The organism is Streptomyces sp. NBRC 110611, assembly GCF_001590865.1.
Classification (GTDB): Bacteria; Actinomycetota; Actinomycetes; order Streptomycetales; family Streptomycetaceae; genus Streptomyces.
In genome coordinates this window covers 1-747 of sequence record NZ_BBUY01000096.1, presented here as the reverse complement: position 1 = coordinate 747, position 747 = coordinate 1, and the positions used below count along the sequence as shown (strand labels likewise).

At 65.6% G+C, this 747-nt stretch carries 1 pseudogene; it reads left to right on the top strand.

Going from position 1 to position 747, the window contains the following annotated elements:
• Positions 1 to 78: 78 nt before the first annotated feature.
• Positions 79 to 747, top strand: a pseudogene (locus AZE13_RS35300) (transposase family protein); the annotation flags it as partial.

The window sequence follows — 747 nt, the reverse complement described above, 5'->3', positions numbered from 1 at the left end:
CTGAACCTCTTTCATCCTGGTCCTGGAAGGGTGAAAGGGCTGGTCAGGTAAGGGGCCCTGTTGGTTCCGCATTGTTCCATGCTCGATGTGCCGCATGAGCTGGTCGAGCATGTCTCCTGGCTGATCTATGCCCGCCGCCGCGAGATCAACCTCGCCGTGGCGGAGTCTCGGCTGTTTCAAGCAGGCCCTCCTTGTCCTGGCGCATCTGCGGAAGAACGAGACGTTCGCGCAGGTCGGAGCCGGCTTCGGAGTATCGGAGGCGGCCGCTTGGCGGTACGTCGACGAGACGCTGCAGATCCTCGCCGCATGGGCACCCGGCCTGCGCGAGGCTCTGGTGGGCCTGGGTGAAGGGGACTTCGTCATCGTTGACGGCACCCTCATCCCCACCGACCGCATCGCCCCGGACGAACCGTACTACTCGCAAAAGCACAAACGGCATGGGATGAACGTGCAGGTCGTCACCGCACCGGACGGCACCCCGCTCTGGTTCTCACGTGCCACACCGGGCCGCACCCACGATCTGACCGCGGCCCGCGCGCACGGCATCGTCCAGGCCTGCCCGACAAGACAGATCCTCGTCCTCGCCGACCGGGCCTACCAGGGCGCCAGCTCAACCGTCCGCACCCCCTACGAAGGCGCCACCACGAACTGCCCGACCACCACCAGCAGTACAACCGTGACCACACCCGACTCCGCGCACCCGGCGAACGCGCCTTCGCCAGACTCAAGCAGTGGAAGATCTTCTGT